Raw genomic sequence first — 9,256 nt, 5'->3', positions numbered from 1 at the left:
CGGCTTATAGAACGCATTGAGGATCCTGCGAAAAACTGGAAGTTCGACGAACAGGATTTCAAAGTACGCGCGCAATGGGATGAATACATGAAAGCTTACGAAGAATGCATTAATGCTACTGCTTCAAAGAAAGCGCCCTGGTACATTATCCCGGCAGATGACAAACGGAACATGCGGCTTGCAGTAGGGAAAATCATTGTGGAGGAGTTGAAGAGAATGGATATGTCCTATCCGGAATCCGATCCTGCACAAACCGAAGTATTAAAGCAATATATCGATGTAATTAAGGCTCAAAATCACGAGTAATAAAAAAAGGCAGCCGATGTAAATCGGCCGCCTTTCATAGCTATGCATGGTGTGAAGTTGTATCTTACTTGATGGTGAAGTCTCCGCCACCGATCTTGTATCCCTCTGCATACAATTCTACATTGTATTTTCCAGGACGGAACTGAGAAGTATTATCGTATAGCAATTCAACTTTCTGGTTGTTGTTCTGGAACGCTACTGACTCACGTGCCGTGAATTTAGATGGCGCACCATTTACTTCAAATTCTCCTGAACCAGTTGCATCGTCGGCGATTACTGCGCCTTCAGGATCAAGAACTCTCACGTAAATGTCTTTTGGCTCCTGAGCAGTAAGCTCGTTTTCTGGCAGGTTGAAAACCAATTTCAGTTTATCAACTCTCTTCGCTTTGTACTCATCTTTGTCTTTCACCTTACCTCTTGAATTAACGGTCAGGATTTTAAGATTCTGAGCTCTCAAAGCTGCTGCTTTACTTACTTTCTCACTTAGCTCTTTGTTAGCAGCAGTGAAAGTAGTTACCGAGTCAGTCAATTCAGTCTGGCGTTGAACCAGTCTTTCTCTTTCGCTTGTCAAGGTACCAACATGTGTACTCAGGGAATCATTTGAAGCTACCAGATGCTCGTTTTCAGCTTTAAGCTGCGCGATCATTTCATCTTTTTCAGTCAGGAACCTTTCATACTCCTTGATTTTTCCAAGATACTTGTTAGTCTCAACTCTTCTGCTTTTGCTGAAAGCCAATTTATCAGCTTCCAACTTCTCTTTCATTTTGGTAAGTTCCGTAACGTCTCCACCCAGTCTTTCGATTTCAGCAATTTTAGAATCCAGAACGGTGGAAATAGAGTCCAGTTTAGTTTTGGTTACAGCCAGTTCTCTTGCTTTCTCAACTACCATTGATTCCTGTTGAGTCAACTCCTGTTTTTGAGTTGTAAACAAGTAGCCAAACATGGCCGTCGCTAGTCCCAGGACAACTACCATTGCCCAAGCTATGCTTTGCTTATTTTTCTGTTCTTGTTGCATTGAGTTTTAAGTTTACTTTATGATTTAGTTTACATGTTGACGGATTAGTCCGGGTCTACATGGTTTCGCTAGGTAAACAACCAATTTTGTGCCCTGTTTTCTGAAAGACCAGTGAGCCGGCTATATACGCCGAATTGCCTTCTACGAATAATACCAGTAAAAAAGCCTCAAATTCCACATCTGAGGCTTTTTTTCAACAAGTAAACTTTTGAGCAGATTTATTTAACTGGTAGCCATTGAGGCGCATTCACTTTAATGGTTTTGGGTAATCTTTACCCAATTTATGGTGTAAGAGTACAGGAAAAGGAAATTAAAAAACCCGCTATAATCCTATTTTAGCCGATATTTCGAACCGCTTTGACTCCATAAAGATCAGTTTTTGATAACCTTTCACAGAGTAAGCAGAAATCTGCCATAGATTATCCTTTTTCTGGCAAGTAAGCTCAATCTGCTTTTTGGATTCATAAATACGATTACGGGACAGAAGCGTAGCAAGTACTTTAGTGGGAGATTTGACTGTGGTATCGGTAATGATTTTCAGATAACGGACTGGCAGGTCACTATTCTCTTTAAGTGTGTACTCGTAGGTAGACGAATCTTCACGCGTCACATTATAACTCTGCGCGTAGGAAGGTCTGTTGATATCAGCCAGCATGAACAATTCAAGTTCTTTTTTCCAGTCAATGGCATTTGATGTGACGGTTTCTAGTTCATCATCAAGCTTCGCTGATTTCGTTGCCACAGGCTTCTTTTCATTCAGGTACACAATCTGGTTTTCTACAAATCCTTTTAGATCAAAATACCTTTTTACCTCATTTTCATCTTCACGCTGATGATCGCAGGAAGCGAGCATTGCTGTCATAAGAAATGCAGAAAAGTATATAACAGGAGCTTTAAAAATGGATTTTGTGCGGTTGATCTGCTGAGGCATTTGTAAGAATTCAGAATGGAACTTTAAAAGAACAGAGAGCCTTGTGGGCTCTCTGCGAATAACATCTTTTACAACCGTTAAGTTTTAGAGCAAACTGGTTCCCGTCATTTCCTCCGGCTTGGCAATTCCCATCAGATCCAGGATAGTCGGGGCAATATCTGCCAACTTTCCATTCTTGATTGGAGATTTGTATTCGTTATCAACCAGAATACACGGTACCAGATTCAGGGAATGCGCGGTGTTAGGCGACCCGTCATCGTTCATCATATAATCCGAATTTCCATGATCAGCTATGATAATCGAAGAGTAGCCGTGGTTTAAACCTGTTGTAACAACCGCCTGCACGCATTGATCAACAGTTTCGCATGCTTTTACTGCCGCTTCGAAAACGCCGGTATGTCCTACCATATCCGGATTGGCAAAATTTAGGCAGACAAAATCAACCTCTTCTTTTTCCAGCTCAGGTACGATCGAATCCCGGATCCCAAAGGCGGACATTTCAGGCTGCAAATCGTAAGTAGCCACTTTGGGAGATGCACAAAGCAAGCGACTTTCACCTTCGAAAGGTTTTTCCCTTCCTCCTGAGAAAAAGAATGTCACGTGCGGGTATTTTTCAGTTTCAGCAATTCGGATCTGCTTTTTACCCGCCGATTCCAGCACTTCCCCTAATGTGTTGTTAAGGTTATCTTTATCAAAAATGACATCTACTCCTTTGTAAGTATCATCATAATTGGTCATTGTAACATACTTCAAGTTGAGCTTGTGCATGTTCTGCTCGTGAAAATCCTGTTGAGTCAGAACTTCCGTTATTTCACGTCCGCGGTCAGTACGGAAATTGAAGCACAAAACCACATCCCCATCACTAATAACTGTGATAGGAATTCCCGCGGCATCTGTCGCAATAATAGGCATGATAAATTCATCAGTCACACCTTCCTCGTAGGAAGCCTGTACTGCTTGCAAAACTTCTGTTTCCGGAACATGCTTCCCTTCTCCATGTACCATGGCATCGTAGGCCAGCTTCACACGTTCCCAGCGTTTGTCTCGGTCCATTGCATAGTAGCGGCCGGTAATGCTGGCAAGTCGACCCGTAGTCATGCCCATTGCTTCTTTAAGCTCTGTTAAAAAGCCTAAACCACTTTTGGGATCACAATCACGGCCGTCTGTAAAAGCGTGAACAAAAACATTTTCAAGCTGGCGGTCAGCAGCAATTTTGCAAAGACCTTTCAGATGGTCTATGTGCGAGTGGACACCACCATCCGACACCAGGCCTATGAAATGTACTTTTTTGTTGTTGGATTTAGCGTAATCAAAAGCCTCTGATAAAGCTTTTTCGTGTGCCAATGTACCTTCCGATACTGCCAGATTGATCTTTACCAAATCCTGATAAACGACGCGGCCTGCTCCGAGATTGGTATGTCCTACTTCCGAGTTACCCATTTGACCATCAGGTAATCCGACTGCCAAACCGCTGGCTTCCAATCTGCTGTTTGGATAGTTTTGCAGAATACTGTCGTAAAAAGGAGTGTTGGCAGCTATAACAGCTGAACGGTTTTCTTCACCAATCCTGGCGACTCCCCAACCGTCCATAATGATAAGAATGACTTTTCTGCTCAATGTGGTGGAATGTTAAAATGTTGTTTAGCGAACCTATGGGGTTACTCTTCGCTCTTACTTTCAATAGGTTGATTATTCTCGTCTACGATCACGTAAACCTCCTCGCCCGGTTTCCTCATCAGAAACTTTTCCCTGGCCCATTTCTCAACCATTTGCGGATTTCCAAAAACCTCATTCCGCTCTTTCTTTACCTGGGAAATTTTTTCAAGTAGTTTGGACTTTTCTACTTCCAGTTCTTTCATTTTCATCCGGTTAGAAAAAACAACGCGAATGTTATTATTGTCTAAAAACAAAATCCAAAACAACCATGCAACCAAAGTGGCTACATAGAAGTTTTTCAATGTTTTAAATGACCAGAATGAATTACTTTTCATAGCAACACCCAAAAATGAAAACCGGAGCGCTTGGCTCCGGTTTATTTTATCAGAATTTCAATCCCGGGAAGTATGCGCTTTCGCCTAATTCTTCCTCAATGCGAAGTAGCTGATTGTATTTCGCCATACGGTCAGAACGTGAAGCAGAACCGGTTTTGATTTGTCCTGTGTTCAATGCAACTGCAAGGTCAGCGATTGTTGCATCTTCCGTCTCACCTGAGCGGTGCGACATAATGCTCTTGTAGCTGTTGCGTTTTGCAAGATTTACTGTATCGATAGTTTCTGTAAGAGAACCAATCTGGTTAACTTTTACCAAAACTGCATTTGCAATTTGAGACTCAATACCTTGTTGCAGACGGGTTACATTTGTTACGAACAAATCGTCACCTACAAGCTGGCATTTGCTGCCAACTGATTCTGTCAAAGTTTTCCAGCCAGCCCAATCATCTTCATCCATACCATCTTCAATTGAGATAATAGGATATTTGGCAACCCATTGAGTCCAGTAATCCGCCATTTCAGCTGAGCTCAACTTGCGGCCGTCTGATTTTTTGAAGTGGTACAAACCGTCTTCATAGAATTCAGATACAGCAGCATCCATCGCGATGAAAATTTCTTCGCCTGGTTTGTAACCTGCTTTTTCGATCGCCTGGATTACGATTTCAATTGCCTCTTCATTGGATTTAATATTCGGAGCGAAACCACCTTCGTCACCTACGTTCGTAGAATATCCTTTGCTTTTCAAAACGGTTTTCAGGGTATGGAAAACTTCAACACCCATACGAAGTGCCTGAGAAAAAGTATCTGCTTTGGCAGGCATGATCATGAACTCCTGGAAATCGATCGAGTTATCCGCGTGGCTACCTCCGTTCAGGATGTTCATCATTGGAACGGGAAGTGTATTTGCATTTGTACCTCCAACATAGCGATACAATGGCAGGTTTGCTTCCTGAGCCGCTGCTTTCGCTGCTGCCAGCGACACTCCCAGGATTGCATTGGCACCCAACTTTCCTTTATTAGGAGTTCCGTCCAGTTCAAGCATGATCTTATCAATCAGATTTTGCTCAAATACAGAACAGCCGATCAGTTCAGGGAAGATAATGTCGTTAACATTTTCAACTGCTTTCAAAACACCTTTTCCAACATAAACGCTTTTATCATCGTCACGAAGTTCAACGGCCTCATGCTTTCCGGTAGAAGCACCAGATGGAACAGCAGCACGTCCCAGGTAACCATTTTCTGTACGAATATCTACTTCTATTGTCGGGTTTCCTCTTGAATCCAGAATTTGTCTTGCATGTACTGACTGAATCGTACTCATTTGCAGCTTATGTTTTAATTATAAATTTTGAATATTTTAACGCCTACAAAATAACACAAAAAAAATCGTCATCCATAAGCGGCAAATCACTTTAAGCTAAATTTACAATTCGATAATACGGTCAATTCCATTCGAATTAAGCAAATAAGATGAGGGTGTATACCTCTGTAAAATAGAAAAACCTCCATTGAGGAGGTTTTCTGATCAGCTTGCGCTTAGCAATTTGATAAACTCGTCAAACAGGTACCTTGAATCATGCGGTCCTGGTGAAGCTTCCGGGTGATACTGAACCGAAAACGCAGGATAATCCTTTCTTCTGATCCCTTCTATGGTATTATCATTGAGGTTAATATGCGTGATCTCAATGTCGGGGTGGCTCTGGATCTCATCGGGGTTTACAGCAAATCCGTGATTCTGAGAAGTAATTTCACACAATCCCGTAATCAGGTTCTTCACGGGATGATTTAAACCTCTGTGACCATGATGCATTTTATAAGTAGTTATCCCACTTGACAGCGCGAGTAACTGATGTCCAAGGCAGATTCCAAAAAGTGGCTTTGCAGTCTTGATCATCTGGTTTACGCTTTCGACTGCGTAAAGCATAGCAGCTGGATCGCCTGGTCCATTGGATATAAAGAATCCGTCGGGGTTCCATTGCATTACCTCTTCAAAGGGCGTCTTTGCGGGGAATACTTTGCAATAGCAACCTCTTGAAGTAAGGTTTGATAAAATGCTTTTTTTGATTCCATAATCAATCACAGCTATCCGCCATTTGCTTCCCTCCTCTTCGCCAACAAAGTAAGGTTCCGTAGTTGTTACTTCTGACGATAATTCAAGTCCGTCCATCGAAGGTATTCTCCTTAACTCTTCCATGAGCAACTTCTCATCAAGAATTTCAGAAGAAATGATTGCATTCATTACGCCTTTTTCACGCACATGCCTTACCAAATGCCGAGTATCTACATTACTGATCCCGACGATCTTCGACTTTTCAAAATATTCCTGGAGTGAGAAGTCAGCAGTATCTCTGGAGTAGATCGCCGAAAATGTATTACATACCATTCCCCGGATCTTGACAGAGCTTGATTCCTCTTCATCATTTAGCTGTACACCATAATTACCGATATGAGAGTTGGTGTTGACGATAATCTGTCCATAGTACGAGGGATCCGTATAGATCTCCTGATAACCCGTCATGCCGGTGTTAAAGCAGATTTCTCCGCCAGTCGTTCCACGTATTCCCAAAGCTAGACCTTTGTATGCTGTTCCGTCTTCAAGCAACAACAGAGCTTCCTGTTTTTGATTCATATATGGTTTTTATCGATTTTCTTGGATTCAATGAGAATGCATATCAAAGTTATTCTCAAAAGCGGTGCAAAAATACAGTTTTTTGCGCATAAAAAAGGGTTAAACTAAAACGTTTAACCCTTCCAATATTTCAATTATCTTACAAAACTACTCTTTGTCAGTACCCTCAGATGATTCTTCTGCTTTCGGAGCTTCCTCAGCAGCTGGTGCTGATTCTTCCACTACCGGGTGATCCTCTTTCTTAACAGGTGCTGCAACATCAGCTTCAGCGGAAGTTTCTTTCTTTCCACCGCCTCTTCTGCTACGACGAGTTTTTGCAGGCTTATCTGCATTAGCAAGCAGCAGTGCATCGTTGAAATCAACAAGCTCAATCAATGCTGTTTCAGCAGCATCCCCTAACCTGTTACCCAACTTAATAATGCGGGTATAACCACCTGGGCGAGATGCAATCTTGTCAGATACTGCGCCGAAAAGCTCTTTTGTAGAAGCTTTGTCGTTCAGATAGGAAAATACAATCCTTCTGTTGTGAGTTGAATCTTCTTTCGCACGAGTCAGCAAAGGCTCAACGTACTTACGCAGTTCTTTCGCTTTCGCCAGAGTAGTTTCAATTCTTTTGTGGAGAATCAAAGAGGAAGCCATATTTGAAAGCATTGCCTTGCGGTGAGATGCTGTTCTTCCTAAGTGATTGTCCTTTTTACCGTGTCTCATTTTTTTGTTGTTTAGTTGCTTCGAGCTGCGACTGGCGCGCTACAGAATACATACTTATGAATGGAATAATTATCAATCCTCTTCCAGGCGGTATTTGGCAACGTCCATTCCGAAAGTCAGTTGTTTATCAGCTACCAGCTGCTCCAACTCTGTCAGGGATTTCTTTCCAAAATTACGAAACTTCATCATATCTGAAATTTCAAGCCTTACTAAATCTCCCAATGATTTAACATCGGCAGATTTCAAACAGTTATATGCACGAACAGAAAGATCCAGCTCAGATAGAGAAGTTTTCAAGAGCTTTCTCATACGCAACATTTCCTCGTCAACCTGATTATCTTCCTCTGCCTTCTGTTTCTCGAAAGTCATCGTCTGATCCGAGAACAACATGAAGTGTTGAATAAGAATGTTCGCAGCACCTTTCAGAGCATCCTCCGGGTGAATTGAACCATCAGTTTGAATATCTATCAAAAGACGCTCGTAGTCAGTCCGCTGTTCAACACGTGTATTTTCAACACTGTATTTTACATTCTTAATTGGTGTGTAAATAGAATCGACAGCAATGTAGCCAAACGGCAATTCATTTGCACGTGGCTCATCTGCCGGAACATATCCTCTGCCTTTATCTAACAAAAGTTCCATCTCAAACTCCTTTTGATCGTCAATATGACAAATCACTTGGTCTGGATTAAGAACCTCGAATGCATTTGTAAACTTACCAATGTCTCCTGCTGTAATAGCGGACACATTCTTTAGATTTACTACTATCCTACTCTCACTTAGATCAGAAACTTTTTTAAAGCGAACCATTTTAAGGTTCAGGATGATTTCTGTAACATCCTCAACAATACCTTCAATAGAAGAGAATTCGTGAAGCACGCCTGGAAACTTCACACTCGTGATGGCGTAACCTTCCAAAGATGAAAGAAGTATTCTACGCAACGCATTACCGATGGTCACGCCGTATCCTTTCTCTAAAGGCTTAAACTCAAACAACCCGTGAAAGTCGTCTGCTTTTTCCATGACGACCTTATCAGGCATTTGGAAAGCTAATATTGACATAGTCTTTGCTCCTTTTATAGTAGTAAATGATAGTTGATCACGCTACCGTTACCTTTGCGATCGCAAAATTGCCGTTAACGGCTAAAAAGTACTTCCCCCGCGCAACGGAGAAAGTACTGAACTGATGAAGATTGTTATTTAGAGTACAACTCAACGATGAGCTGCTCATTGATATTCTCAGGGATCTGCTCACGCTCTGGGAACGTTACGAATTTGCCTGATAGTTGCTGTCCGTCCCATTCAAGCCAGTTAAATCCGCGAGAACTGTGGCCGGCAAGGCTGTCTGTCACTGCTTCAAGTGATTTAGACTTTTCGCGAACAGTTACTACCTGTCCTGGGCGAAGAGAATACGAAGGAATATTTACGATCTCGCCATCAACAAGAATGTGTTTGTGAGATACAAGCTGCCGGGCTGCTCTTCTGGTTGGAGCAATTCCCAGACGGTAAACTGTATTATCAAGACGTGCCTCGCAGTATTTCAAAAGGTTCTCACCAGTGATACCTTCTTTTACAGAAGCTTTCTCAAATAAATTACGGAATTGTCTTTCAAGAATACCGTAAATGAATTTTACCTTTTGCTTTTCCATTAACTGTAAAGCATACTCTGATTTCTT

General features: G+C 42.0%; 9 protein-coding genes and 1 pseudogene. 1 reads left to right on the top strand and 9 read right to left on the bottom strand.

The window, feature by feature from the left end; genetic code table 11:
• A pseudogene (locus ACTIE6_RS03605) lies at positions 1 to 306 on the top strand (polyphosphate kinase 2 family protein); the annotation flags it as partial.
• A gap of 64 nt (positions 307 to 370) precedes the next feature.
• On the opposite strand, the gene ACTIE6_RS03600 reads toward ACTIE6_RS03605, so the two are convergent.
• The 9 genes from ACTIE6_RS03600 to rpsD form a co-directional block, all read right to left on the bottom strand.
• Positions 371 to 1,321, bottom strand: a complete 951-nt coding sequence (locus ACTIE6_RS03600; protein ID WP_056280092.1) for a hypothetical protein — start codon at positions 1,319 to 1,321, stop codon at positions 371 to 373.
• 322 nt (positions 1,322 to 1,643) lie between these two features.
• Positions 1,644 to 2,252: a hypothetical protein gene (locus ACTIE6_RS03595; RefSeq protein WP_439555321.1), complete on the bottom strand. Its 609-nt coding sequence runs from the start codon at positions 2,250 to 2,252 to the stop codon at positions 1,644 to 1,646.
• An 84-nt stretch (positions 2,253 to 2,336) separates the two neighbouring features.
• Complete coding sequence (gene gpmI / locus ACTIE6_RS03590) at positions 2,337 to 3,869, bottom strand: 2,3-bisphosphoglycerate-independent phosphoglycerate mutase (protein WP_439555320.1); 1,533 nt, start codon at positions 3,867 to 3,869, stop codon at positions 2,337 to 2,339.
• 41 nt (positions 3,870 to 3,910) lie between these two features.
• Positions 3,911 to 4,243, bottom strand: coding sequence for an FtsB family cell division protein (locus ACTIE6_RS03585; RefSeq protein WP_056280086.1), 333 nt, complete (start codon positions 4,241 to 4,243; stop codon positions 3,911 to 3,913).
• Between the two features lie 49 nt (positions 4,244 to 4,292).
• Complete coding sequence (gene eno, locus ACTIE6_RS03580; protein ID WP_439555319.1) at positions 4,293 to 5,564, bottom strand: phosphopyruvate hydratase; 1,272 nt, start codon at positions 5,562 to 5,564, stop codon at positions 4,293 to 4,295.
• 204 nt (positions 5,565 to 5,768) lie between these two features.
• Positions 5,769 to 6,872, bottom strand: a complete 1,104-nt coding sequence (gene carA, locus ACTIE6_RS03575; RefSeq protein WP_439555318.1) for a glutamine-hydrolyzing carbamoyl-phosphate synthase small subunit — start codon at positions 6,870 to 6,872, stop codon at positions 5,769 to 5,771.
• Positions 6,873 to 7,019: 147 nt separating this feature from the next.
• The gene (gene rplQ / locus ACTIE6_RS03570) at positions 7,020 to 7,580 is read right to left on the bottom strand and encodes a 50S ribosomal protein L17 (protein WP_439555317.1); all 561 of its coding nucleotides are present in this window, start codon (positions 7,578 to 7,580) and stop codon (positions 7,020 to 7,022) included.
• A gap of 72 nt (positions 7,581 to 7,652) precedes the next feature.
• Positions 7,653 to 8,642 (bottom strand): DNA-directed RNA polymerase subunit alpha, encoded by a 990-nt coding sequence (locus tag ACTIE6_RS03565; protein ID WP_056280075.1) that lies wholly within the window; start codon positions 8,640 to 8,642, stop codon positions 7,653 to 7,655.
• Between the two features lie 134 nt (positions 8,643 to 8,776).
• Positions 8,777 to 9,256: 30S ribosomal protein S4 (gene rpsD / locus ACTIE6_RS03560; RefSeq protein WP_439555316.1), on the bottom strand; the 480-nt coding region annotated here is incomplete at its 5' end.

It is taken from the genome of Dyadobacter sp. (assembly GCF_051859145.1).
Taxonomy (GTDB): Bacteria; Bacteroidota; Bacteroidia; order Cytophagales; family Spirosomataceae; genus Dyadobacter.
Note: the sequence above shows the minus strand (reverse complement) of the source record. Positions and strands in the feature narration are given on the sequence as shown.

Bases quoted from the DNA above. Each gene is read 5' to 3' on its own strand.
- ACTIE6_RS03600 (WP_056280092.1), bottom strand. From the start codon at position 1,321: ATGCAACAAGAACAGAAAAATAAGCAAAGCATAGCTTGGGCAATGGTA.
- ACTIE6_RS03595 (WP_439555321.1), bottom strand. From the start codon at position 2,252: ATGCCTCAGCAGATCAACCGCACAAAATCCATTTTTAAAGCTCCTGTT.
- ACTIE6_RS03585 (WP_056280086.1), bottom strand. From the start codon at position 4,243: ATGAAAAGTAATTCATTCTGGTCATTTAAAACATTGAAAAACTTCTAT.
- eno (WP_439555319.1), bottom strand. From the start codon at position 5,564: ATGAGTACGATTCAGTCAGTACATGCAAGACAAATTCTGGATTCAAGA.
- carA (WP_439555318.1), bottom strand. From the start codon at position 6,872: ATGAATCAAAAACAGGAAGCTCTGTTGTTGCTTGAAGACGGAACAGCA.
- rplQ (WP_439555317.1), bottom strand. From the start codon at position 7,580: ATGAGACACGGTAAAAAGGACAATCACTTAGGAAGAACAGCATCTCAC.
- ACTIE6_RS03565 (WP_056280075.1), bottom strand. From the start codon at position 8,642: ATGTCAATATTAGCTTTCCAAATGCCTGATAAGGTCGTCATGGAAAAA.